Source organism: Bacillus sp. FSL M7-1020, assembly GCF_038050415.1.
Taxonomy (GTDB): Bacteria; Bacillota; Bacilli; order Bacillales; family Bacillaceae_G; genus Bacillus_A; species Bacillus_A toyonensis.
Genome location: NZ_JBBOTW010000001.1, coordinates 192,805 through 218,723, shown reverse-complemented (window position 1 = coordinate 218,723; position 25,919 = coordinate 192,805). Strand labels below are relative to the sequence as shown.

General features: G+C 36.3%; 23 protein-coding genes and 1 riboswitch. Of the genes, 10 read left to right on the top strand and 13 right to left on the bottom strand.

The genetic code is table 11. From position 1 onward, the window contains the following. Window positions 1–35: 35 nt before the first annotated feature. From MHB70_RS01085 to mtnK, 3 genes are read right to left on the bottom strand one after another with little or no spacing between them, the layout of a single operon-like run. Window positions 36–677, bottom strand: a complete 642-nt coding sequence (locus MHB70_RS01085) for an L-fuculose-phosphate aldolase (protein ID WP_000926572.1) — start codon at window positions 675–677, stop codon at window positions 36–38. Window positions 678–728: 51 nt separating this feature from the next. After that, a complete protein-coding gene (mtnA, locus tag MHB70_RS01080; protein ID WP_002047071.1) occupies window positions 729–1,772 on the bottom strand; it encodes an S-methyl-5-thioribose-1-phosphate isomerase in 1,044 nt (347 codons plus the stop codon). A gap of 9 nt (window positions 1,773–1,781) precedes the next feature. Next, entirely contained in the window at window positions 1,782–3,011 is a 1,230-nt protein-coding gene (mtnK, locus tag MHB70_RS01075) for an S-methyl-5-thioribose kinase (protein WP_000033270.1), read from the bottom strand. Window positions 3,012–3,604: 593 nt separating this feature from the next. Here mtnK and ahpC point away from each other — a divergent pair. After that, window positions 3,605–4,168 carry an alkyl hydroperoxide reductase subunit C gene (gene ahpC, locus MHB70_RS01070; RefSeq protein ID WP_000924420.1) on the top strand — a complete coding sequence of 188 codons (564 nt, stop codon included), beginning with the start codon at window positions 3,605–3,607 and terminating at the stop codon, window positions 4,166–4,168. 14 nt (window positions 4,169–4,182) lie between these two features. Continuing rightward, window positions 4,183–5,709 carry an alkyl hydroperoxide reductase subunit F gene (ahpF, locus tag MHB70_RS01065; RefSeq protein ID WP_000599519.1) on the top strand — a complete coding sequence of 509 codons (1,527 nt, stop codon included), beginning with the start codon at window positions 4,183–4,185 and terminating at the stop codon, window positions 5,707–5,709. Window positions 5,710–5,743: 34 nt separating this feature from the next. Here the strand turns inward: ahpF and MHB70_RS01060 are convergent, their stop codons facing one another. Beyond that, window positions 5,744–6,349: an SAM-dependent methyltransferase gene (locus MHB70_RS01060; RefSeq protein WP_001005626.1), complete on the bottom strand. Its 606-nt coding sequence runs from the start codon at window positions 6,347–6,349 to the stop codon at window positions 5,744–5,746. Window positions 6,350–6,583: 234 nt separating this feature from the next. Beyond that, the gene (locus tag MHB70_RS01055) at window positions 6,584–7,699 is read right to left on the bottom strand and encodes a M20 peptidase aminoacylase family protein (RefSeq protein WP_000853538.1); all 1,116 of its coding nucleotides are present in this window, start codon (window positions 7,697–7,699) and stop codon (window positions 6,584–6,586) included. 293 nt (window positions 7,700–7,992) lie between these two features. Here MHB70_RS01055 and nhaC point away from each other — a divergent pair, with 293 nt between their 5' ends. Continuing rightward, window positions 7,993–9,414: a Na+/H+ antiporter NhaC gene (nhaC, locus tag MHB70_RS01050; protein ID WP_000711508.1), complete on the top strand. Its 1,422-nt coding sequence runs from the start codon at window positions 7,993–7,995 to the stop codon at window positions 9,412–9,414. Here nhaC and MHB70_RS01045 read toward each other — a convergent pair. Further along, window positions 9,403–10,674 carry a hypothetical protein gene (locus tag MHB70_RS01045; RefSeq protein WP_061529444.1) on the bottom strand — a complete coding sequence of 424 codons (1,272 nt, stop codon included), beginning with the start codon at window positions 10,672–10,674 and terminating at the stop codon, window positions 9,403–9,405. The two genes, nhaC and MHB70_RS01045, sit on opposite strands and share 12 nt — an antisense overlap. A 93-nt stretch (window positions 10,675–10,767) precedes the next feature. On the opposite strand from MHB70_RS01045, the gene MHB70_RS01040 reads away from it, so the two are divergent. Beyond that, entirely contained in the window at window positions 10,768–11,877 is a 1,110-nt protein-coding gene (locus MHB70_RS01040; RefSeq protein WP_061529445.1) for a mandelate racemase/muconate lactonizing enzyme family protein, read from the top strand. Window positions 11,878–11,891: 14 nt separating this feature from the next. Then, the gene (locus MHB70_RS01035) at window positions 11,892–12,587 is read left to right on the top strand and encodes a hypothetical protein (protein WP_000217535.1); all 696 of its coding nucleotides are present in this window, start codon (window positions 11,892–11,894) and stop codon (window positions 12,585–12,587) included. A 215-nt stretch (window positions 12,588–12,802) separates the two neighbouring features. On the opposite strand, the gene MHB70_RS01030 is transcribed toward MHB70_RS01035, so the two are convergent. Beyond that, the gene (locus tag MHB70_RS01030) at window positions 12,803–13,510 is read right to left on the bottom strand and encodes a M48 family metallopeptidase (protein WP_000582098.1); all 708 of its coding nucleotides are present in this window, start codon (window positions 13,508–13,510) and stop codon (window positions 12,803–12,805) included. Between the two features lie 94 nt (window positions 13,511–13,604). After that, the gene (locus tag MHB70_RS01025; RefSeq protein ID WP_001251732.1) at window positions 13,605–14,123 is read right to left on the bottom strand and encodes a YehS family protein; all 519 of its coding nucleotides are present in this window, start codon (window positions 14,121–14,123) and stop codon (window positions 13,605–13,607) included. Between the two features lie 114 nt (window positions 14,124–14,237). Here MHB70_RS01025 and MHB70_RS01020 point away from each other — a divergent pair, with 114 nt between their 5' ends. Then, window positions 14,238–14,477, top strand: a complete 240-nt coding sequence (locus tag MHB70_RS01020; protein WP_000924185.1) for a hypothetical protein — start codon at window positions 14,238–14,240, stop codon at window positions 14,475–14,477. 157 nt (window positions 14,478–14,634) lie between these two features. On the opposite strand, the gene MHB70_RS01015 is transcribed toward MHB70_RS01020, so the two are convergent. From MHB70_RS01015 to rlmD, 3 genes are all read right to left on the bottom strand, one after another. Beyond that, window positions 14,635–16,650, bottom strand: coding sequence for a GAF domain-containing sensor histidine kinase (locus MHB70_RS01015; RefSeq protein WP_061529446.1), 2,016 nt, complete (start codon window positions 16,648–16,650; stop codon window positions 14,635–14,637). Between the two features lie 213 nt (window positions 16,651–16,863). Continuing rightward, window positions 16,864–17,853, bottom strand: coding sequence for a tRNA dihydrouridine synthase (locus MHB70_RS01010; protein WP_000566715.1), 990 nt, complete (start codon window positions 17,851–17,853; stop codon window positions 16,864–16,866). Between the two features lie 161 nt (window positions 17,854–18,014). Then, window positions 18,015–19,391 carry a 23S rRNA (uracil(1939)-C(5))-methyltransferase RlmD gene (rlmD, locus tag MHB70_RS01005; RefSeq protein WP_061529447.1) on the bottom strand — a complete coding sequence of 459 codons (1,377 nt, stop codon included), beginning with the start codon at window positions 19,389–19,391 and terminating at the stop codon, window positions 18,015–18,017. Window positions 19,392–19,512: 121 nt separating this feature from the next. After that, window positions 19,513–19,614, top strand: a riboswitch (purine riboswitch). A gap of 202 nt (window positions 19,615–19,816) precedes the next feature. Here rlmD and MHB70_RS01000 point away from each other — a divergent pair. From MHB70_RS01000 to MHB70_RS00985, 4 genes are all read left to right on the top strand, one after another. Continuing rightward, window positions 19,817–21,013, top strand: a complete 1,197-nt coding sequence (locus MHB70_RS01000) for a NupC/NupG family nucleoside CNT transporter (protein ID WP_001200495.1) — start codon at window positions 19,817–19,819, stop codon at window positions 21,011–21,013. A gap of 202 nt (window positions 21,014–21,215) precedes the next feature. After that, the gene (locus tag MHB70_RS00995) at window positions 21,216–22,325 is read left to right on the top strand and encodes a polysaccharide deacetylase family protein (RefSeq protein WP_000760986.1); all 1,110 of its coding nucleotides are present in this window, start codon (window positions 21,216–21,218) and stop codon (window positions 22,323–22,325) included. A gap of 175 nt (window positions 22,326–22,500) precedes the next feature. Continuing rightward, window positions 22,501–23,583 (top strand): polysaccharide deacetylase family protein, encoded by a 1,083-nt coding sequence (locus tag MHB70_RS00990; protein WP_001233762.1) that lies wholly within the window; start codon window positions 22,501–22,503, stop codon window positions 23,581–23,583. Between the two features lie 116 nt (window positions 23,584–23,699). Continuing rightward, window positions 23,700–24,929 (top strand): aminopeptidase, encoded by a 1,230-nt coding sequence (locus MHB70_RS00985; RefSeq protein ID WP_061529448.1) that lies wholly within the window; start codon window positions 23,700–23,702, stop codon window positions 24,927–24,929. 44 nt (window positions 24,930–24,973) lie between these two features. Here the strand turns inward: MHB70_RS00985 and MHB70_RS00980 are convergent, their stop codons facing one another. Both MHB70_RS00980 and MHB70_RS00975 read right to left on the bottom strand, forming a co-directional pair. Further along, window positions 24,974–25,462 carry a DUF4352 domain-containing protein gene (locus tag MHB70_RS00980; RefSeq protein WP_000915101.1) on the bottom strand — a complete coding sequence of 163 codons (489 nt, stop codon included), beginning with the start codon at window positions 25,460–25,462 and terminating at the stop codon, window positions 24,974–24,976. Window positions 25,463–25,594: 132 nt separating this feature from the next. Next, the gene (locus MHB70_RS00975; RefSeq protein ID WP_000641000.1) at window positions 25,595–25,918 is read right to left on the bottom strand and encodes a DMT family transporter; all 324 of its coding nucleotides are present in this window, start codon (window positions 25,916–25,918) and stop codon (window positions 25,595–25,597) included. Between the last annotated feature and the right edge of the window lies 1 nt (window position 25,919).

Here is a 25,919-nt window from a genome sequence, read left to right as displayed (position 1 = left end):
CAAGAGTGCAATCTTGAGGGTGTTTTCGTTTCATTCTACTGCTGCCCATATCCTTCAAACTTCTTCGCTAAATTCTCCATCTCATCTTCTGGCAATAACTTCGGTTCTCCGACGCTTTTCGTTTGATAATAAATTTGCGCACAAAACTCAATTTCTTCCGCAACAGTAAATGCCATTTTTATATTATTTGCACCTGCAATTAAACCGTGGTTCGCAAGTAATACTGCACGGCGATTAATCATGCCTTCAAAAGCAGCCTCTGCTAATTGCTTCGTACCAAATGTTTCATACGGTGCACAGCGTACATTCGGGCCTGCGAAAGCAATTAAATATGAAACAGCAGGAAGCTCCCACCCTAATGATGCAATCGTCTTCGCATAAGGTGAATGTGTATGCACGAGCGCATTTATATCTTCACGATTCCTATAATAAATAAGATGCATATCTAGTTCACTTGACGGTTTTCTCTCACCTTCTACTACTTCACCATCTAAGTTTAATATAACTACATCCACGGGCGTTGTTTCATAATAATCTAAACCACTTGGGCTAATTGCAACTAGGCCTTGTTCACGATTGAAAATACTAATATTTCCGCCGGTCCCCTTTGTTAAACCGCTAGAAATCATTTTCCTTCCGTACGCTACAATTTCTTCTCTTTCTTTTTGTAATAACATATACATCCCCCTAAGTATGAAGCTTATGATGACTGACTATATACCTATTTACTAAAATAGATTTTTTAAATTCTCCGTAAACGGTGCCTTTACAATCCCTTTTTCCGTAATAATTGCTGTTATATTTGCATGTGGCGTAACATCAAATGCTGGATTGTATACTTTACTTCCTTTCGGAGCTGAATATTGTCCGAAACGATTGATTACTTCAGAAGCATCTCTTTCTTCGATCGGAATTTCGTTTCCTGTCGGTGTGTTTAAATCAATTGTCGGTGTTGGTGCTGCTACATAAAACGGAATGTTATAGTATTTAGCTAAAATAGATACGCCTAATGTTCCAATTTTATTTGCTACATCACCATTTGCTGCTACTCGGTCACAGCCGACGATTACCGCATCAATCTTCCCTTGTGACATGACCATAGCTGCCATATTATCGGTAATGACTGTTACATCAATTCCCGCTCGCTGTAGTTCTAATGCTGTTAACGTTGAACCTTGTAATCTAGGTCGTGTTTCATCAGAGTAGATTTTAAGGTCCCATCCTTTTTCTTTCGCTAAATACATTGGAGCTGTCGCAGTACCATACTTAGTCGTCGCTAACGCACCTGCATTACAATGAGTTAATAATCCCATGCCATCATGGAATAATGTTAATGCATGTTCTCCAATTTGACGGTTAATTTCTTCATCTTCTCTATGAATCTCTTTTGCCTCTTCTAACAATCTATCTTTCAACCGTGCAATCGATAAGTGAACATTATCTATCGCTACACTTTCCATTCTTTCCAGCGCCCAAAATAAATTTACTGCCGTCGGTCTTGATGTTGCTAAATATGCACATACCCTTTTTACTTCTTCAATACATCCTTCTACCGTACTTTCAGCAAATTCCTTTACCCCTAAATACACACCATACGCTGCTGAAACCCCAATCGCCGGTGCACCTCGCACTTTCATGACTTGAATTGCATCCCACACACTTTCAGCTGTTTTGAAAGATTCATAGACAACTTCGTTCGGTAATAACGTTTGATCTAATAAAACTAAAGCATCATCTTTCCATTGAATTGGTATTAATTGCTCTTTCATCATTTTCTCTCCTTACTTCGCGCTATGAATGGACTGTTTTTTTAACATTTCTACAAAACTCGTACCTGTTTTATATTGATTCGCTCGTAAAATAAACTTCTTCGCTACTTGAAGACAAATTCGCTCCGCTCTAGCACGTGCTTCATCATTCTCAATACAAGTAATATCCTTTACTTTTGCTAATCCAACAATACGACGAATTAACTCAAGACCCGTCACTGCAGCTGTATCCTCTAACACAGATTGTAAATATACGCCATTAAAGCCTTCTTCCTTCGCCATGATTTCTGTCACATGAATATCCCAAGCAACTAAAAACTTCTTCTTAAATAAATCAATTACCTCTACCATCGTCGTTTTTAGCCAATCCATATACGTATCTTTCTCAGTTCCAGGTAGCATCGTTGCATCTGCATTCACCCAAGCAAATATTAAATTCGCCATTACATTCCCAATGTCATATCCCATAGGTCCATAAAAAGCAAACTCAGGATCAATAACTTTTGTAGAATCACTTTTTACGAAAACAGAACCAGTATGTAAATCACCGTGAAGCAACGCCTGCGCATTCGTCATAAAAGAAAACTTAAGTTTCGCTACTTCCATACGAAGCTCTTTATCACTATAAATATGCTCTCTAATCCATCCTTCATTTAATTGAAATAACTCATTACGTTTATTATGATTTGTAAATGGTTCAGAGTATACGAGGTCCTCTGTAATCTCACATAACTCTGGATTTATATAATTCTTCACAAGTTCCTTCTTCTCTTTATGATTCATTACAACATCTGATGTTAATAGAAGAGTATTTACCATAAAAGTAGTTAAATCTTCAGCAAGCCTCGGAAATATTTGATGATTTATAAGTGCTGTACGTAATATTGTGTGATCTGATAAGTCTTCCATCACGCAACAATTCATCACACTATCAAACAAATATACTTTTGGAACAAGCCCAGGTGCTAACTCCTCCTCTAACTGCAAAACATCTGATTCTATACGAATACGATTCGTCGACAACTTAAACTCATCTGAAATACGTGCTGTATTCCCGGCCTGCTTTACGATGACAGACATAGTCTCTTTTTCATCCCAAACGCGGAACACATAATTTAAATTACCATCACCTATTTCTTTACACTGTAACCCCTTTGCATGTTCAAACTTAGATAATTTCTCTTTCACATATGCAATCACATCTTTATCTTCCATTAAAAAATACTTCGTGAACTTAGACATGGTTTCCCCTCCCACACTAATTGTAAGCGTTTTCTAAAGGCTATAAAAAAATAATAGGTTGAATGTTTTTCATCCTATATTATATATTCTTCTTTTTGAAAGATATATCTAGATTTTATTATATCTTGTTAGCACTTTGAGTCAATGTTTCTAATTATCATTGCAATATACTTCCTAATTATATATTTGAGCGGACAAAAATTGTTCAAAAAGATTCCGATTCATTTTATTTTATTTATCGCACAATTCTTTGTAAAATAGAAATAAGCAGTTCCTTTTCAAATCTACAACTTCTAAGAAATATCTCCTTCCTAAGAATTTATACTTACACCATGTCTCTAACATACACACTACTCTTTCAAACACTCATTGAAAATTTATGACATGAAAATTACCTTTTCATTCCCTAACAACCTTAATTGAGAATAAATATTAATTAAATTGGTATAAAGTTGGTTTATTCTCTTGACAAAATAACCACTTCTATATGATAATTAATATCGAATTAGAATTATTATAGTTAATTAAAAAATATATTTTATGAGCAAACTATTTTTTGATGCTCAAAACCAACATTTAGGAGGAAATTTAATATGTTATTAATCGGCACAGAAGTAAAACCGTTTAAAGCTAATGCTTACCATAATGGAGAATTTATCCAAGTTACTGACGAAAGTTTAAAAGGAAAATGGAGTGTAGTTTGTTTCTACCCAGCTGACTTCACATTCGTTTGCCCAACTGAACTTGAAGACTTACAAAACCAATATGCAACTCTAAAAGACTTAGGCGTTGAAGTATACTCTGTATCTACAGACACTCACTTCACTCACAAAGCATGGCATGATAGCTCAGAAACTATCGGTAAAATCGAATACATTATGATTGGTGACCCAACTCGCACAATCACTACAAACTTCAACGTTTTAATGGAAGAAGAAGGTCTTGCTGCTCGTGGTACATTCATCATCGATCCAGACGGCGTTATCCAATCTATGGAAATCAACGCTGACGGTATCGGCCGTGATGCAAGCATTCTTGTTAACAAAATTAAAGCAGCTCAATACGTACGTAACAACCCAGGTGAAGTTTGCCCAGCTAAATGGCAAGAGGGTTCTGCAACACTTAAACCAAGCCTTGACCTTGTAGGCAAAATCTAAGGAGTTCGATCAAAATGATACTAGATGCAGATATAAAAACACAACTATCCCAATACCTTCAGTTAATGGAGAACGATATTTTACTTAAAGTTAGCTCAGGAGACGATAATGTATCTAAAGATATGTTATCTCTAGTAGATGAATTAGCTACTATGTCATCAAAGATTACAGTAGAAAAAGTTGAACTAGAGAGAACACCAAGCTTTAGTGTAAATCGCCCTGATGAAGACACTGGTGTAGTATTCGCTGGTATTCCATTAGGACACGAATTTACTTCATTAGTGTTAGCTTTACTACAAGTTAGTGGACGTGCTCCAAAAGTTGAAAAAAAATTAATCGATCAAATTAAAAACATTCAAGGCGAATATCATTTTGAATCTTATATCAGCCTAAGTTGTCATAACTGTCCTGATGTTGTACAAGCTCTTAACGTAATGAGCGTTCTTAACTCTGGTATTACACATACTATGATTGATGGCGCTGCATTCAAAGAGGAAGTAGAAAGCAAAGACATCATGGCAGTACCAACAGTTTTCCTAAATGGCGAATCTTTCGGAAGCGGTCGTATGACACTTGAAGAAATTTTAGCTAAAATGGGTAACGGTCCAGATGCATCAGAGCTTTCTGATAAAGATCCATACGATGTTCTTGTTGTTGGTGGCGGCCCAGCTGGTGCAAGTGCAGCAATTTATGCAGCACGTAAAGGCATCCGCACTGGTATCGTTGCTGAGCGCTTCGGTGGTCAAGTAATGGATACTATGGGTATTGAGAACTTCATCAGCGTAAAACGCACTGAAGGTCCTAAGCTAGTAGCAAGCCTTGAAGAGCACGTAAAAGAATACGACATCGATGTAATGAATCTACAACGTGCGAAACGTTTAGAGAAAAAAGAACTTATTGAAGTGGAACTTGAAAACGGCGCTATTCTGAAAAGTAAGAGCGTAATCGTTTCTACAGGTGCTCGCTGGCGTAATGTTGGCGTACCAGGTGAAGCTGAGTTCAAAAATAAAGGTGTAGCATACTGCCCACACTGTGACGGCCCATTATTCATCGGAAAAGATGTAGCAGTTATTGGCGGAGGTAACTCTGGTATTGAAGCAGCTATCGACTTAGCAGGTATTGTTAAGCACGTAACTGTTCTTGAATTCATGCCAGAATTAAAAGCCGATGCTGTATTACAAGAGCGTCTCAACAGCTTACCAAACGTAACTGTTCTGAAAAACGTTCAAACGAAAGAAATCACTGGTACTGACAAAGTAAACGGTATTTCTTACATCGATCGTGAAACTGAAGAAGTTCATCACGTTGAATTACAAGGTGTATTCGTTCAAATCGGTCTTGTGCCAAACACAGACTGGTTAGGCGAAACAGTTGAACGCGCTCGCGGTGAAATCGTAACAGACAAGCACGGCGCTACAAACGTACCAGGAGTGTTTGCTGCAGGTGACTGTACAAATAATCCGTACAAACAAATCATCATCTCTATGGGTTCAGGTGCAAACGCTGCTTTAGGCGCATTTGATTACTTAATCCGTAACTAATAAAAAAGCAGGTGCCTTAGCATCTGCTTTTTTATTATCCTAACGTATACACTAAAAACCTCTCATTCCCATTCTTCTCATAAGCACCTGGCAATCTAACTTCTTTCTTCAGCTCAAACGCAGTCTGATTTTCTAAGAAGAAAATATAGTCCTCAGAAGGATAATATAAAATAATATCCACTTCTCTCCCCGTTTCTTCTACCGAAAGCAAAATGTTATTGACTACATTCATAAACACTTGCACAGAGAACGGATTAAAGAAATAAAACCTATTATCATGTGGATCAATCTCATATTCCTGCGCTAAACAACATTGGAATTGAATTTTCCCCTTACTGTTTCGTGCCTTTCGTGCATAACGATCTCTATTATCCATCGCTTCTTTATAAAACTCTTCATTCATTTCAATTCCAACTGCTGAAGCACCACATTTATGATGCATATAAAAGTTTAATCGCCCTTTTCCGCACCCAAAGTCTACAATTCGGTCGCTACTTCGTATTTCATATTGATTCAATAACTCATCTAACCCGCTATACGGCGTCGGTTCATAGCGGTGATAATGCATAGACTTGTTAAACCCTTTTTGCTCACCGACTGTTTTTATATGTAAAACTGCATCGTAATATTGTTCGTTCATTCGTTTTCTCCTATTAAAAAATGGTACTTATTATTATACACCATGTACTGGAGGCTCATTTTTCATCAAATTAATAGGTACGTGAAATTATACCAACGATTTTCTTAATATATCTATCGTAACTTCAAATATATCAACGATTTTCTCAATATATCTATCATAACTCAAAATATATCAACGGTTTTTCAAATATATCGATTTACCGTCAATTCACGATAAAAAAACAGGAGCTCTCTAGCCCCTGTCTTCTAACACTTTCAATACAGTTTGCTTCAATATTTCTACCCCATCCATAATACAACTATGATCAAACCTCATATGCGGATGGTGTAATCCAGGTTGTAGATCTGCTCCTAGTCCAAGCATGACAGCTTTTAAATGTGGTCTCTTCACTGTGTAGTAATGGAAGTCATCGCTTCCTGTCGTATAAAGCGGCCCTGTGCATTGCTCTTCTCCATACACTTCGAGAATGCCTTTACGCATGTAACGCTCCGCTTCTTCTGACACCTCTGCTCCTGGAGCAAGATCAATCCATTCGTATGAAGTTTTCGATCCCATTGATGCGGCTGATTCTATTACATGCTCTATCTTTTTCTTTAATTCTTCTAATAATGTATTATTCTCCGCTCTTACATCTAAGCTAAAATGGCCGTTACCTGGAATGATATTTAAATTATCTCCACCAGCTTGGCACCGCGTCATCTTCACTGAATATGAACTTTGTGGCGGCAACCATATATTTTTCAAACCGATATTAATCATGGAAATGACATCAATTGCATTCACACCTTGGTGTGGTCTTGCCCCATGTGCATCCTCCCCATGAATCATACCCTCTAGAAATCTTGCTGCTCCGTGACGAATAGATGGGGCTGCTTGTTTCAAAGATAATTCTTCGATTGGTCGTAAATGGACACCGAATAAGAAATCAGCATCATCTACAGCACCTTTCTCTACCATCTTTAAAGCACCATTTCCCTTCTCTTCTGCCGGTTGAAAAATAAATCTAACCGTTCCACTATCCCATCTCATATTTTTCAATTGTAAAATAAGCCCCATTACAATCGTCATATGAGCATCATGACCACACGAATGGTTCGCTTTAAATTCTCCATCTACTTCTTGCCAAAGTGCATCCATATCAGCACGAATCGCAATAACCGGGTTCCCATTTCCAATCTCAGCGATTACGCCTGGGCAATCATCAAATGTTTTATATGAAATTCCTTCTTCTTTTAAAAAGTTAGTAATATAAGCTGTCGTTTCATACTCTTTCCAACTTACTTCAGGGTTTTCATGTAAATGCTGAAAAATTTCCGTTAAACGCTCTTGTAGTTCTAATGTTTTCAAAGCTCCATTCTCCTTCCCAAATTACAAACCATTCAGGTTAATTATACTTATGAAAAACAGATGTTTTTATGAACATATTGAATTTTAAGAAAAAAGTCAATTGTTTATTTTTAAACTTTTTAAAAGCTTACTCTGTATCTATATTACAAACTGAATAAACAACTAGAATATTCCTTATTTTCTGTTTTTTTGTTGACGCTTACATATATTTTTAGTTATCATAACCTAATAACCGTCTATTTTACGACAATTCTAAAAAATACAAACAAACATACGTAACAAGGAGGAAATTTATGAAAAAAGAAATACCTTTTGGAATAGCGATTATCCCTATTATCATTACCGTTGCAGTTATGATGGTTACAATTGTTGTATTAAAACAAAGCCCTCACGTTCCACTTATTATCGGTACGACCGTTGCTTCTATCGTCGCTTGGCGTTACGGTTACAAATGGAATGATCTTGAAGAAGCAATGTATAAAGGGATTCGTCTTGCATTACCCGCTATCGTCATTATTATTCTTGTTGGCTTAACAATCGGTGCTTGGATTGGCGGTGGAATCGTCGCAACAATGATTTATTACGGTTTAAAACTTTTAACTCCATCACTATTTTTAGTATCCATTACCATTATCTGTTCTATCGTTGCATTAGCGATTGGTAGCTCTTGGTCTACAATGGGAACAATTGGTGTTGCCGGAATGGGCATTGGTCTAAGTATGGGTATTCCAGCTCCAATGGTTGCTGGTGCCATTATTTCAGGCTCTTATTTTGGCGATAAAATGTCACCGCTTTCAGACACAACAAACTTAGCCGCAGGATTAACAAATACAGATTTATTCGCACATATTCGTCATATGTTATTTACTACAATTCCAGGTTTAATTATTACTCTTATCGTCTATGCTTTCTTAGGAAGAAGCTTCGGTGATAACAATATTGATGCGCAAAGCATCGATCAAACATTACAAGTCTTACAACAAAACTTTGTTATTTCACCTTTCCTATTAATCATACCCGTAGCCGTTATGGTATTGGTCGCTAAAAAGGTTCCTGCCATACCAGCCATTCTCGTCGGTATTATTTTAGGATTCTTATCACAAGTCTTTATTCAAGGTGGTTCTGTCTCAGCATCTGTCGGTGCACTCCAAGCTGGATTTGTTATAGACACTGGAAACAAGCTAGTAGACGAACTATTTAACCGCGGTGGCTTAGATTCGATGATGAATACAGTCTCTATGACAATTGTCGCTATGACTTTCGGAGGAGTATTAGAACATACAGGTATTCTTCGCTCAATTGTAAATCAAATTTTAAAGTTAGCAAAATCAGCAAAAGGGCTTATCGCTTCTACTATCGCATCTTGTTTTGCAACAAACCTTACTTGCTCTGAACAATATATTTCAATTGTTGTTCCTTCAAGAATGTACGCAAATGCATACACAGAAAAAGGACTACATTCAAAAAATTTATCCAGAGCATTAGAAGATGGCGGAACATTAACTTCTGTCTTCGTTCCCTGGAATACGTGCGGTGTATTTATTCTCGCTACACTTGGCGTAGGTGCATTTGAATATGCCCCTTATGCTATTTTGAATTTCATCGTACCTATTATCTCAATCATTTATGGTATAACAGGCTTCACAATTGTAAAACTATCAGACATTGAAAAAGCAGAACTACTAAAGAAACAAAAAGCGCAACTAGAAGCTTAAAAATAGCGGTAAATTCAGTTCATATAGTGCGCGAGGTCGCCCTTGTTGATAGGGCATTTCCTCGCCGCAAATATGAGCATACCCGTAATCAACTAATTTTTTTAACAATCTTTCTGTCGATCGCCGGGTCACTTGTAAGTACTCAGAAAGGTCAGCTGCTGTAAACTTCAATGACGGATGCGATTGACTAAATTGAATGATTTTTGACAAGTTGGCCGGACTAAGCTTCGTTTCCTTCGCTATTTTCATTAGTTCCGGATTATCATTTTTCAAACTTTGTACTCTCTGTTCTTTCGGGAACGGACCAAATAAATCTTTATCACTTGTTAGTATATAAAAACAACGATCTATTGGATTATTCTTTGCAAAACTTTGAGAAATTTTTGCATTTTGCTCCGCCTCTTTCACGGTTTTTCCATAACCAAATCCAATAGCTATCGTTCCTTCTACGCTCGCAAACAAGTTATGTATCGCATTTGTTTTAATAATCGATTCGATATCACCACGAGTTGTATACAAAATACATGTCATTTCATCCACTTGTTTAAATGAACCACGTAGTTCTTTTGAAATGACATCTAGTTTTTCAAGCACACTCGTTCGTAATTCTAAGGAAGAAATAATACAAGCACCAACAGTAGCTGAATAGCTTTTTGCTAACTCAGCTTTTATTTTTGCATCTTTTAGCCCATGTATAATGGACTGTGTTGGATCAATCATACGCTCTGAAGGAACACCTATTTTTTGAAGCTCATCGTAAACAGCGTGAATACTAGTTAAAGCTAAATGAGCCTCTCCGGATTGATATTTAGCTACATGAAAATCAATGACTCTATTTATTTCCTCTTTACTCCACAACATATTTTCATAATCCAACACTTGTGGCTTTTCTTTTATACCGATATCGCGGCATACATTTGTAATAAACGAACGGTCTACTAAATCGATTGAAATTTTATGCGGTTGAATACCTTGATGATACATGACAGAAAGAAGTGAAGATGCAACCGTTGTCTCATCTTGCTGTAAGTACGTACTTGGAATTCGTAATTGTTCTCTTATTTCTTTTGCCATATAATAAGGTAAGGCACCTGAGAAAAAGATAACATCACAAGGCTTTAAACGCTTCAATAGTTCAGAAGATTCTGCCGGATGAAGGTAAACATATGGATCAATTTCTATTTCTTCTAATTTATGAGCAATAGGGAAAAGATTCTCCATAAACTCCTTTGAACCGACAACTGCAATTTTTATTATCATTTTCTCTAACTCCTTATTATTAATTAACGACTATTTAACGTCAACTATATCAAATGTATAAAACTATTGTAAACAGGAAGGGGTTTCTATTCAATGAAAATTACAGCTATTCATCTTTACGCAATTCGTTTACCACTTCGCAATCCGTTTGTTATTAGTTATGGTTCTTATTCTGATATGCCTTCTATTATCGTCAAAATGGAAACAGACGAAGACATTATCGGTTACGGTGAAGGCGTTGCTGATGATCACGTCACAGGTGAATCATGGGAAAGTACTTTCCATACTTTAAAACATACGCTAGCTCCTGTTCTAATCGGGAAAAATCCAATGAATATCGAAAAAATACACGACATAATGGACAATACCATTTACGGTGTGCCTACAGCAAAAGCTGCGATTGATATTGCTTGCTTTGATATAATGGGCAAAAAACTAAAACAACCTGTATATCAATTAATTGGCGGGCGCTACCATGAAGAATTTCCTATCACTCACGTTTTAAGCATTGCTCCTCCAGAAGATATGGCGGAAGAAGCTGCTTCCATGATTCAGAAAGGTTATCAATCTTTCAAAATGAAAGTCGGTACGAATGTAAAAGAAGATGTAAAAAGAATTGAAGCTGTGCGTGAACGTGTAGGAAATGACATCGCCATTCGTGTTGATGTGAACCAAGGCTGGAAAAATAGCGCAAATACATTAACTGCACTTCGTTCATTAGGACATTTAAACATCGACTGGATTGAACAACCTGTTGTAGCCGATGATATTGACGCAATGGCTCGTATTCGTTCGAAAACAGACCTTCCGCTTATGATTGATGAGGGATTAAAAAGTTCTCGTGAAATGCGCCAAATTATTAAATTAGACGCAGCTGATAAAGTAAATATAAAACTAATGAAATGCGGCGGCATATATCCCGCAGTAAAGCTCGCTCATCAAGCAGAAATGACCGGCATTGAATGCCAAGTGGGATCAATGGTCGAATCATCCGTTGCCTCTTCCGCAGGATTCCACGTCGCTTTCTCAAAAAAAATCATTACAAGTGTTGAACTTACAGGTCCATTAAAGTTCACGAAAGACATCGGAAACTTACATTACGACGTACCATTTATTCGCTTAAACGAAAAGCCAGGACTCGGCATTGAAATAAATGAAGATACATTACAAGAACTAACCGTCTTTCAAGACGTTGTACGCTAAAGGAGGACTAACGCATGACTGTTCTATATGAAGGAACATTAAAACAAAACGAACAACCATTTCACGTTACATTACTATCAAGAAAGCACATCGAACAAATTTTATCATTACAAAACATTATAGTTGAAGCGTTGGAAGATAAAAGTCGTTTACAACCACTCTCACAAGAAGAATTTCAATATATTCTAGAAGGAAACGGCATGATGATTGGCGCTTTTATCGAAAATGAACTCGTCGCATTTCGTGCTCTACTCGTCCCTCCTATCGACGATGAACATTTAGGACTCGATATCGGATTACACGAAAGCGAACTACAAAGAGTTATCTATCAAGAAATCTCAAACGTTCATCCGAACTGCCGAGGAAATGGGATGCAAAAAACATTAGCAAAAGTCATTATGGAAGAATTGCAAAAAGAAGATAGCAAATATGATTATGTATGTTGCACGGTTGCTCCTTTTAACATTCCAAGTTTGAAGGATAAGTTTGCGCAAGGGATGGAGATTGCTGCGCTGAAAGAGAAGTATGGTGGTAGTATGCGGTATGTTTTTGTGAAGGAATTGCGCAGAGATAAAGAAAGAGATTGGACAGATGTTCAAAGTATTCTAATGAGTGATGCTAATGGACAGCAGGCTTTGCTTTCGGAGGGGTATCGTGGGTATGAGATGGAGAAAACAGCAGATACTTTCATTGTGAAGTTTGGGCGATAATCTATATGCTCGAAAAAAGGGGATGTCCCTTGTGACATCTCCTTTTTTCGATCCTTTGAACAATTTTGTGGTAAATGAAATTATATCAACGATTTTTCGAATATATCTATCATAACTTACAATATATCAACGGTTTTTCAAATATATCTATCAAAACTCACAATATATCAACGATTCGACAAGGAATATCGATTTACCGACAAAAATCGATATTCCTAAATCGTCATCTTCCAACTAGATAACGCTAACCAATTCTCCATTTCCTTATAATCAGGCATTATCTTTCCGACAAGGCGCCAAAAAGAACGATCATGATTTAAATGAACCATATGGCACATTTCATGAACAACTACATAGTCAATCACTCGCTGTGGTGCCATCGCTAGCTTCCAATTAAATGTTAATTGTAAATTAGAATCACAAGTTCCCCACGTACGACTACTATCTGTAATACGAATAGATCGCGGTTTTGTTTTAAAATTACTTTGATGCGCTTTAATACTCTTCTCTACTAGCGCTTTACACTGCTTATAATAAAATCGTTTTAAAGCTTGTTGTATTTTCTCATCCTTAAGCTCTTTCACATAAATATGTAGCTTATCCCCTTCAAACACTGCATTGTCTTGCTCCATACTTGTATCTTGAGAAATCTGTATCGGATACGTACTTCCTAAATACAGAAATTCCTCTCCTTGATCATAATCTTTTTCCTGTGGTCCAAGCACTCGCTCCTGCATTTCCTTACGGGTTCTCTGAATCCAATCCCACTTCTCCTCTAGCAACTGGACTAAGTATTCAACAGGTGTCCCTTTTGGAGCTTGCACTTCCACATTTCCGTACGAATCTACAAAAAGACGCACGGACTTTTTCTTCTTATAAGTTATATGAAAATTAATTGTCTCACCTAAATATGTATGTATCATTTCATCACCTAGCGTATTATTTTACAAATAAAAAAGAGTAGGATACAAACGTCCTACTCTACTTATTATATCATTTACTGCTTTAACAAACTCATTATCCTCTATACTTTACAGCTAATCCTTTAATGAAATTCCTTGCGTATCTATCGCCGCACTCTTTGTAATTCTTATGGCCTTTCTTTCTTAATAAGGCGCCTAATTCTCCTTTTGTCACCGTAACTCCTACGCTATCTAATATATCAAGCACATCCTCAGTCGTTAACGATAGTGCAATTTTCATTTTCTTTAGAAGAAGGTTATTGGCACTCTCCTTGCTCTGTACAGGTGCCGGTTGTCCTGGTTTCGGATCTTGCTTTCCTCTTTTTAAAGTAATAAATCCATTTAAAAATGCCTCTAACATCATCATATCGCATGTTTTTACGTACTCATCTTCGATTATATCAGCATCTTCAGGTTCATGCTGAGGAGCTCTTTTTATTTTTGTAAGCATATCAACTACGTCTTCTTTCGTTACTTCCATCCCGCCAAGTTTAAAGATTTCCACCATATCTATATCTCTTATATCTAAAGCATATCTTACTCTCTTTAATATATCGTTGTTGCTCATTGCCATTGTTTTGCCTCCTGAAATATTGATTATAGTAATGCTTTTAGCATGTATAAATTAATGTCGTCAAGTTACTACTTTAACATTTTAGGGGGAGGTTTTGTAGTCTTAGGTGGATTAATGCTTTTGGGGATGATTTTAAAACAGCAACATATGTTGTTTAGGCACTTGGTATTATCCATTTATACCCAATTAAATTATTTAATTGGGTATAAAAATGCTGAACGAAATTTCGGACATGAGGACCCAATGCTAACAGAATATACATATGGAGAGTCAGGAGCTAATACCGAAAAGCTCCTAAAAGTACAGAAGGGAGATTCACTATTAATTAACACACTTGAAAATGGACTAACCTAATATAGGTTAGTCCATTTCTTTTTATGCAACTCTAATTTAGTGGGCAACTCAAACATGAATGTTACGCAAAATTCAGGTGAAATATATTGATTATGTTTACTTAGGTTTTACTTTTTATTTGCGTTACGGTTCACCGTAACTAATCTAAACGAGGTTATTATTTATTATTTGCATAGTTAAATTTAGCAAAAAAAGTCGTGCCTTCCGATCCTGTTTGAATTTCTATTTTTGCATTATGACGGGCAGCAATGGCATAACATATACCTAGCCCCAATCCAGTTCCATTATCTTTGGTCGTGTAAAATGGAGTACCCAGTTTCTCTAATACTTCAGGTCTGATACCTTTTCCTTGATCACGCACTGCAAGCACCACACAATTTTGACCTTCCTTGTAGGTACTGATGGTTAGAACTTGCCCTGTGCTCATCGCTTCTAAGCCATTACGGTATAGGTTTATTAATAATTGCCGTATCTCGTTACGATTTAAAAGTAATTCCGGAATGTCATTTGTATCGACTTGAATATATTTATTTTGATTATGCGTATCAATCTTTATTAAAGGAATCGTATCATGGATAATTAAATTTAAATCTAACATCTGCAAATCCGATTTCTTTGTATTACCCATTGAGAGAAATTCAGTAATAATAGAATTGGAGCGGTCAAGTTCTTCTATCATTAAATTAAAGTATTTATTATGTTTCTCATAGATGTTCTCTTTTTTTAATAACTGCAAAAATCCTCGTACTGTTGTCATTGGATTTCTAATCTCATGGCTAATACCTGCTGCCATTTGCCCTATTAAATCTATGTTTGATAACCTTTTCAATTCCTGCTCATATTGCTTTTTTTCCGTTATGTTTTTAAAAATACAACAAATACCATCATCATACGGGTATGCACTAACTTCGTACCAATATTCATCAGATATAGAAAGAAATTCGAAATGAACTGTAGTTCGCTCTGACATTGCACTATGAAATTCCTTATACATAACTGTGTCGACGCTACTCGGGAAAACCTCCCGTATATTCTTGCCTAATACATCTTTTGCTGTTTTTCTTTGTGGAAAATATTGATGCTTATTTACGTACGTAAATTCCCATTTATTATTCAAAGTAAAGAATCCATCCGTAATACTTTCGATCACACTTGTAATTTTTTCATTAGCAGCAGCTAGTTCTCTCGTTCGCTCTTCCACCATGCTTTCAAGTTGATCCATATATAACAAGTTTGAAAACGTAGGAGCTGTGGCATCAACGATAGATTTTGCCAATTGAATTTGGGAATTATCGTAATTATAAAATTTTCCCTCTTTACCAACAACAATTACCCCTAATACTTCTCCCATTGAAACCAATGGGATCATCAAAAGACCCTTACTATCTATATTTTTTGTTTGAATAACCTCTTGGATTTTGGCGTCATAGCTTTTTTCCATCCAATCCACTTCTGTCCAATTACAGTCCTTACTTAACTTCGTTGTTTTAATCGTTTTTTTGTCTAACGGGTCTAAAAGGTGGGCAGCCACGTTTTTACTCTCTAAAATCTGTCCTAAGTAAAAAAAACATTTATCAAAACTCTCCTGTATCGAGGAACACATTGATAAATCACGGGTAACATTTAGTAACAACTGCTTCTCGGCAATAAGGTTTTCCTTTTGTGTTAAATTATTTGCGTTTTGAATTGCGACCGCAGCCATATTTACATAAGCTTCAACACTTTGAATTTCTGAATCTGTTAAGTTCATTGGAGTTCCATAATCAAATAAAAAAACCAGACCAAATAACTCTTGCCCGAATGAGATAGGCAAGGCTAATAAGGACTTAATTTTGAACGCATCAACTGGTCTAGGATCCGGCCGATGATCCTTTGAGGTATCAGGAATATAGATCGTTTTTTTGGTTTCAATAACTTCTTTTGCCAGTAAGTCTATTTCAGGATCAATTACTTGCGTATCGAGCGTTACACCATTTATGGTCTCTGGTTTTCCTGCAAACCCTCTAAATGTTCCATCTTCCTGGGGTAAATAAATTCCAACAGCATTGCACCTAACAATCTCCTCTGATATCGCCATTGTTACACGCTGCAATACTTCACGTAGTTCTAATTTTGTATTTATTATTTTTGTTATATTCGCGAGCCTAGAATATCTCGCCTGATCACTTAACATTCACATGGCCTCCAATTATAGGCATAATAAAATAAACATGATAATATCAGTGAAAATCAAGATCAACCTGCCATTTCCGATTTTCTCCTGTATTCTTTTCTTCCCCCTGTTTTACATAGAATACCTCAATTACTTATGATACAGCTCACCTTAATTAAACTGAAACAAACGCTCATAAAATCGATACACCCCAGCAGCTCTAACTTTCAAAAGTTACACTGTTTCACTATCTCCAGCCGTGTTAACACTTGCCTCAAACTTATCAAGCAACGCACGCACCTCATCAGTCGATTTCGTGCTCATCAATTGATTTCTTAGTTCCGCAGCTCCAGGGAATCCTTTTACATAAATTTTGAAGAAGCGATGAAGTCCCGTGATTGAGCGTGGCAGTACTTCTGCATATTGATCTTGTAAATCAAGCTGTAGTCTTAAAAGATCTAAGTGTTCTTTACTGCTATGCTCTCTTGGCTCTTTTTCGAAAGCAAACGGATTTTTAAAAATACCTCGCCCGATCATAACGCCATCAATACCGTATTTTTCAGCAAGTTCCATTCCAGTTTGACGGTCAGGAATGTCTCCATTGATTGTTATTAACGTATTTGGTGCAATGCGGTCACGTAATTTTTTAATTTCCGGAATTAGTTCCCAGTGCGCATCTACTTGGCTCATTTCTTCTCTTGTACGTAAATGAATAGAAAGGTTTGCAATATCTTGTTTAAAAATATGCGTTAACCAATCTTCCCACTCACTTAACTCTTTAAAGCCAAGTCGCGTTTTTACGCTGACAGGTAATCCGCCCGCTTTTGCTGCTTGAATTAATTCTGCTGCAACGTCTGGACGTAGAATAAGGCCGCTACCTTTTCCTCTCGATGCTACATTCGGTACTGGGCATCCCATATTTATATCGATACCTTTAAATCCTAACTCTGCCATACCTATACTCATTTGACGAAAATATTCAGGATTATCTCCCCAAATATGTGCTACCATTGGTTGTTCATCTTCTGTAAAAATTAAACGGCCACGTACACTTTTCATACCTTCTGGATGGCAATAGCTATCCGAGTTTGTAAACTCTGTGAAGAATACATCCGGTCGGCCAGCTTCACTTACTACGTGACGGAAAACGACGTCTGTCACATCTTCCATTGGTGCAAGTACGAAAAATGGTCGTGGTAATTCACGCCAAAAATTATCTATCATTTCAAATTCAAATCCTCTCATTATGAATGCAATTTCAAACTCTCAATTTATAATTTGTGAAAATCAGCAATATTTATTTTAACTAAAATCGCTTATGAATGGTATTTTTGTAAAGCAAAAAGCAGATGGTATAGATTTTTCCTATATCAACTGCTTTTCTATTATACCAACTTAAGCCAAGCCACACACTCCACATGAGTCGTATGCGGGAACATATCAACAGGCTGTACTTCCTGTGTTTTATATCCGCCTTCTTCTAGTACTTTTAAGTCGCGTGCTAATGTTGCTGGGTTACATGATACGTATACGACGCGCTTTGGTTTCATGTCGATGATTGTGTTTAATAGCGCTTCGTCACAACCTTTACGCGGTGGGTCTACGACCATTGTGTCGGCGATTACGCCTTCTTTGTACCATTTTGGAATGACTACTTCTGCTTCTCCTACGCCAAATTCAGCGTTTGTCATGTTGTTTAGTGCTGCGTTACGGTTTGCGTCTTCGATTGCTTCTGGGACGATTTCAACGCCGTACACTTTTTTCGCTTTTTGCGCTAGGAATAAAGAGATTGATCCGATTCCGCAATATGCATCAATTACTGTTTCGTTACCATCTAACTTTGCGTATTCTAGCGTTTTATCGTATAGCACTTTCGTTTGTTCTGGGTTGACTTGATAGAATGAACGTGCTGAAATCGCGAATTCAATGTCACCGATAAAGTCATAAATATATTCTGATCCGTACAGTACTGTCGTTGTATCACCGAAAATAACGTTTGTTCGTTTCGTATTTACGTTTTGAACGATTGATTTTACTTCTGGGAATTTCGCTGCAATTTCCTCAATGATTGCTTTTTTGTTTGGTAATTCTGCTGTACGTGTAATGAAGACAAGCATAATTTCCCCTGTTACTTGTCCGTAGCGAGCCATTACGTGGCGTAGTGTTCCTTTGTTACGCTCTTCATTGTATGCCGAGATACCATGTTTCTCACAAATACGTTTCACTTCTTGAATTAATGCATCGTTTTCTTCTGCCTGAATTAAGCATGATTCCATATTAATGATGTCATGCGTTCCTTGACGATAGAAGCCAGCTACAAGTCCGCCTTCACGTTCCCCAATCGGTACTTGTGCTTTATTACGGTATACCCATGGGTTTTTCATGCCTAGTACAGGATGAACAGGGACATCGCTTAACCCGCCGATACGCTGCATAACGTCACGTACTTGTTTTTCTTTCGCTTGTAATTGTCCTTCATATGTTAAGTGCTGAAGCTGACAACCGCCGCACTGGTTGTATACTGGGCATTCTGCATCTTTACGATACGGGCTCTCTGTATGAAGTTTTATCAAACGACCAAACGCGAAGTTTTTCTTCACTTTAATAATTTTAATTTGTGCTTCTTCACCTGGTAGTCCGTTTTTAACGAAAATAGGATAACCCTTTATTTTCGCAACACCGGCACCATCGTGTGTTAAATCTTCAAATACTACATCTATAAACTCGTTTTTTTCAACTGGTGGCGTCATTTTTGTACTCATTTTCCGACCTCTCTTTTTCATAACACTGCGTTACATTTTATCATACTTATATGGTCTATTTCTATTGGAAGAAAAAAAGCTATTGACGATAGTTCTCTAGTAATGTTACGCTACTACTAATTTAATACGGACGATGTTACCTCATATATACTCGATAATATGGATCGAGAGTTTCTACCCGGCAACCTTAAATTGCTGGACTATGGGGAAAACTAATGAATATTAGCCTATGCGCAAAAAAGGACTCATATTGATTAGCTTTCTCTCATAGATGAAAGTGAATCCATATGGGTCTTTTTTTATTTTTACTTTTCTAAAAGGTCAGACATCTTACGTATGACATAAAACCTCTTTGTTTTATTTTTAGTAATATAACGAGCGTTTTATGTACAAACTTTATACGAACTTCTGAAAGGGGCAACTACATGCAATATGTAATGAGCATTATCGGTATTCTTGTCGTTTTAGGTTTATGTTTTGCTTTGTCAAACAACAAAAGTAAAATCAACTTCCGCGCAATTGCAATTATGATTGGTTTCCAAATTTTAATCGGTTGGTTTATGTTTGCTACAAAGGTTGGTCAACAAATCATTATTTTCATTAGTAAAGTTTTCAACAAACTAATTAAACTTGGTACGACAGGTGTCGATTTTCTCTTTAATGGGATTCAAAGAGATTTTGTCTTTTTCTTAAATGTATTATTAATTATCGTATTTTTCTCAGCACTACTTTCGATCTTTAGTTATTTAGGTGTTTTACCATTTATTGTTCGCGTTGTCGGCGGTGCAATTTCAAAAATTACTGGTTTACCACGCGTTGAATCATTCCACGCAGTAAACTCTGTATTCTTCGGTTCAAGTGAAGCGTTAATCGTTATTAAAAATGATTTACAGCATTTTAACAAAAACCGTATGTTTATTATTTGTTGTTCTGCGATGAGCTCCGTTTCTGCTTCTGTTACAGCATCATACGTAATGATGTTAGATGCGAAATATGTACTAGCTGCTCTTCCGCTAAACTTATTCTCAAGCTTAATCGTTTGTTCGTTATTAACACCAGTTGATACGAAAAAAGAAGACGAAGTGATTCAAAAATTTGATAGAACTCTATTTGGAGACAGTTTTATTGGCGCAATGATTAACGGTGCGCTTGACGGGTTAAAAGTAGCTGGGATCGTTGCTGCATTAATGATTGCTTTCATCGGTGTTATGGAAGTTGTAAACTACGTAATTAGCGCAGCTTCAGGTGCAATGGGACATGCTATTACGTTACAACAAATCTTCGGTTATATACTTGCTCCATTCGCATTCTTAATGGGTATTCCAACTCAAGATATTATCCCAGCTGGTGGTATTATGGGTACGAAGATTGTATTAAACGAGTTTGTAGCAATCCTTGATTTAAAAGAAACAGTTACAACATTAGCTCCACGTACAGTTGGAATCGTTACAGTATTCTTAATTAGCTTCGCAAGTATTAGCCAAATTGGTGCGATTGTTGGTACAATCCGTGCCCTTTCTGAAAAACAAGGAAGCGTCGTATCTAAATTTGGTTGGAAAATGCTATTCGCGTCAACACTTGCTTCTATTTTATCTGCGACAATCGCTGGATTATTTATCTAATAAAAAACTCCACCTTACTTCTATTTTTCTAAATGAAGTTTGAGTGGAGTTTTTTACTATCTTCTATATATAAACTACTCCAAAAAAACGTAAGACCCCTTTCCGAATTATTCCAAAAATGTATTCCCCTATATATTCTATGATGATATGATGGACAAGGGTATAAGTGACTATAATTAAAACACAATAGAAGGATGATAGAATGAAGAAATATACATATATCGCTTTACTTTCCTCTGCTATTCTCGTAGGTTGTAACACTAGTAATGCTAGTGATAAACAAATAAAAGAAACAACAGCGGAACAAGCAGTTGAACCAAAAAAAGCACAAGCAAAAACAGTAGAAATCCCTTTAACGCAAGGGGCTATCACATGGGATTCGTATGAATATAACGCACAAAACACCACGCTTTATACAAAAAACTTAAGAGATTCATTTAAACAAGTACGTTACAATATTTGGCGTACTGCCGATGGACCTGAAAGCAAACAAACTTTTACTTCACAAGAAAAAGATCGTGATTTTGCCCTCCCACTTCATTTAAAAACATTTCATTTAAAACGTGGAGAATTTCAAATTGAAACAGTAGGGATTAAAGAAGATAATACGGAAACAAATCTAGTAACATCTAAAATTACATTCCAGCAACATGTACCATTTTTGATGTATCATGCGATTGAAAAATACCCTGGACCAGGTGATGGTGATTACGGCTTATACGTACCGCCTGAACAATTCGAAAAACATATGCAGTATTTAAAAGATAACGGTTATACGATGCTCACATTTGAACGTTGGAATGATATAAACCGTGTTAATAAACCTATTTTTATAACAATGGATGATGGTCGAAAAAATAATATGAATGCTCTTCATGTTTTACAAAAATTAAAAGATGATACATTCCAACCTGCAGCAACTGAATTTCTTACTTCAAATGAGATAGACAAACCGAACCGTCTATCAACAGATGATATAAAACAAATGATAGATTCAGGTATTTTTTCTATTCAATCTCATACTGCAAATCATACAATGATGGCTCATTCAGGTAATTATGATGAGGAATTAAGCGGTTCTAAAGAAAAAATTGAAACTCTTACCGGTAAAAAGGTCATCGCTCTCGCCTACCCAGTCGGCTCTTATAATGACCCAGCTGTCGAAGAAACAAAAAAACATTATGAGTTCGCAGTAACTACCGATCACGGCAATCATATTACAAAAGGCACCCCAAACGAGCAACTCTTAATTAAACGCCATTTTGTAGGACCTGATATGTCAATGGAGAAATTCGCATCTCTTATAAAGTAAACCATAAGATATTTTAAATCTTACTAAAAAATGAAAGAAGAGATCTGTTTACAGTCACTAACCTATCCCCCATCTAAAAATGATACGATAAACAAGGGTAAGTCCCCACCGCTCTTACAGCGGTGGGGATTTTAAATATAAGTATGCAACATACTACACAATAGAAGGTGATTTTATGAGAAAATACGCAACAATTGCTTTATGTACGTCTGCTATTCTAGCAGGATGTAATACTAGCACTATAAGTCCAGAACCTAAAAAAGAGAAAAAGGTTCAAGAAGTTAAAAAACAAGAGGAGACTGTGCAAGAACAAGGTAAAATTTCTTATAATCCGATTACACACGATTCTACAAACACAAGTATCCATATTACAGAAATAAAAGATTCTCTAACCGAAGTACAATATAAAATTTGGCGCACTGCGGATGGAAAGGAACATGCTAAATCTTTTTCTTCTAAAGAAAAGGAGAAACAATTTACACTTCCATTTGACATAAAAGAATTTGAAGGAAAACGCGGTGAGTTCCAAATTGAAGCAACAGGAGTCAAGGAAGATGGAAAAATCATCTCACTCACAAAATCTGCTATTACTTTCGAGCAAAAGGTTCCCGTTCTTATGTACCATGCAATCGATGATTATCATGGACAAGGCATTAAAGACTTATTCGTATCACCTGCTAACTTTGAAGGCCAAATGAAATATTTAAAAGATAACGGTTATACATTATTAACGTTTGAACGCTGGGGCGATATTAATAAAGTCAACAAGCCAATTTTTGTTACATTTGACGATGGTATGAAAAATAATATGACTGCATTTCATATTTTGCAAAAACTAAAAGACGATACTTTCAAGCCGACAGCAACAGAATATATGATTGTTGATAATGTCGATGTTGAAAGTTCTCTCTCTACAAATGAAATAAAGGAAATGGTTGATTCCGGTATTTTCTCAGTGCAGTCTCATACAGCAACACATGCTGATTTACCGAAGATTACAAACTACGAAGAAGAATTAAAAGGATCGAAAGAAAAGCTAGAAAAAATAACAGGTAAGCCCGTTATCGCAATTGCTTATCCATTCGGCCATGTAGATGATAAAGTCATTACAGAAACGAAGAAATATTATCAATTTGCGACGACAACAAAGCCTGGAAAGTTCATTACGAAAGGTGAACCAGATGAGTTGCTAAAAATGAAACGTGTTCGTATACACCATACAACTACAGTTGAACAGTTCGCTTCTTCCATTAAATAAATGTGAGAGCTCAATACATTTTGAGCTCTCTTTTTACTTTATATTTATATATATTTTTAGAATTTTCTTGTATTATATATAGTAAGAAATCTTTCAAACTAAAGGAGATTATACATATGTCATTTGAACAAACGTTAGAGAAGTATGCTGCCCTTGCAGTTAATGTTGGTGTTAATATTCAACCCGGACAAACTTTATCAATTAGCGCACCTCTTGAAGCTGTACAATTCGTACGCCGCGTTACAGAAAAAGCATATAAATCTGGTGCAAAACACGTATATGTTGATTGGAATGATGAGACGTTAACACGCTTAAAGTTCGATCTAGCTCCTGAAGAAGCATTTGCTGAATTCCCTTCTTGGAAAGCACATGCTCGTGAAGAATTAGCAAAAGAAGGCGCTGCATTTATGTCTATCTATGCAGAAAACCCTGATTTATTAAAAGGTGTAGAAGCAACACGTATCGCAACAGCTCATAAAGTAGCTGGTGAAGCGATGAAAGTATACCGTGATTACGTACAAGCCGATAAAGTAAGTTGGTGTGTAATTTCTGTTCCTACGAAAGAATGGGCTGCGAAAGTATTCCCTGACGTAGCGCCAGATGAACAAGAAGCAAAGTTATGGGATGCTATTTTCAAAGCTACTCGTGCTGATTTAGAAAATCCTGTAGAAGCATGGAAAGAACATGATGAAACATTACATACAAAAGTGGATTACTTAAACGAAAAGCATTATAAAGCTCTTCACTATACAGGTCCTGGAACAGATTTAACAATCGAACTTCCAGAAAAACATGTATGGGCTGGTGCCGGTAGCTTAAATGAAAAGAACGTACCATTTATGGCTAATATTCCAACTGAAGAAGTATTTACAATGCCACTTAAAACAGGTGTAAACGGCCAAGTTTCTAGTACAAAACCGTTAGTATTTGCAGGTAATATTATCGATAATTTCACGTTAACATTTGAAAACGGACGTATCGTAGACTATAAAGCTGAAGCTGGTGAAGAAGCTTTAAAACATTTAGTAGAAACAGATGAAGGTTCTCACTTCTTAGGAGAAGTAGCTTTAGTACCTCATGACTCACCAATTTCAAACACAAATGTTTTATTCTACAATACACTATTTGACGAAAATGCATCTTGCCACCTTGCAATCGGAAATGCTTATGCATTTAACTTAGTTGGCGGAAAAACAATGTCTAAAGAAGAACTTGCTGAAAACGGAGCAAACGCTAGTATCACACACAACGACTTCATGATTGGATCAGCTGAGCTTGATATTGACGGTATTACAGCTGATGGCAGACATGAGCCTATCTTCCGTAAAGGTAACTGGGCGTTTTAAATTAATTACCATAAAGAAACACATTGGATAATCCAATGTGTTTTTTATTTATTTGGTTTCAATTCAAATTTTATCGTTCTATTCTCACGTGTAAACTCCGGCCTGTATGTGGCGATATATGTATTTTCTTTATCTACATCAAATCGCATGATGTCTTGGATTTTTTCATCTGGTGCTACCTTTTTACTAATGAAGCTATCATATTTATATTCTTTAAACTTTGTACCTTTCTTATTTGTAATCTCAAATTCGTAAAATGCAAAAGGTATTTCTTTTTTACTATTATTTTTCACCGTGAAAACAATCCCTAAAATATCATCTTTCTTTTTATCTATGGTGTAATCTGGATACCCTAATTGGACTGAATCGAGAGTTACTTGCAAACCATCTACATCTACTGTCTCACCTATTTTATAAATTTTTTCTTGAACGTTCTCTTGTTTACTTTCATTACTATTTTCAGTCTCGGTACAAGCACTTAAACTAAAAACTATGCCACAAATTAAAACAATTTGACTCACCTTTTTTAACATACTTTTTCCTCCACATAAGACAACATTTCATATGTATCATAACAAAACCCTTCACACTTTCTTGTCATATTTTGTCGTATTAATTGCTAACTTCACAAATAGAAAAAAGCTATCTTCTACACAAGATAGCTCTCATGATGCCGATGATACTTTAAGTCCAATTACACCTAAAACGATAAATAAAATACAACACGCTTGGAATAAGTTAATATGCTCTTTAAAGAAGTATATACTAATAATCGTAATAAGTAGTGTCCCTAGGCCAGACCAGATCGCATAAGCAATACTTAAGTGAATCTTTTTTACAACGATAGCAAAGATACTGAAACAAATACCATAACAAACGAAAATAAGTACACTTGGAACAAGCTTTGTTAAGCCATTCGATAATTTCATCGCAATCGTTCCAGCTACTTCAAAAATAATTGTAACAAGTAATAATAGCCAATATATCATA